Annotated in this window: 1 rRNA gene; it reads right to left on the bottom strand. The window is 57.0% G+C overall.

What is annotated here, in order from left to right:
* Positions 1-263, bottom strand: a 23S ribosomal RNA gene (locus BUF11_RS00005); the annotation flags it as partial.

Raw genomic sequence — 263 nt, 5'->3', positions numbered from 1 at the left:
GCTATGGGATATCTCATCTTGAGGGGGGCTTCACGCTTAGATGCCTTCAGCGTTTATCCCTTCCCGACTTGGCTACCCGGCCATGCACTTGGCAGTGCAACCGGTACACCAGAGGTCAGTCCAACCCGGTCCTCTCGTACTAAGGTCAGCTCCTCTCAAATATCCTACGCCCGCGCCGGATAGGGACCGAACTGTCTCACGACGTTCTGAACCCAGCTCGCGTACCGCTTTAATGGGCGAACAGCCCAACCCTTGGGACCTAA

Origin of the sequence: Anaerocolumna xylanovorans DSM 12503 (assembly GCF_900143645.1) — a bacterium.
In the GTDB taxonomy this organism is placed as follows: domain Bacteria; phylum Bacillota; class Clostridia; order Lachnospirales; family Lachnospiraceae; genus Anaerocolumna; species Anaerocolumna xylanovorans.
This window is presented reverse-complemented; position numbering and strand designations above follow the sequence as displayed.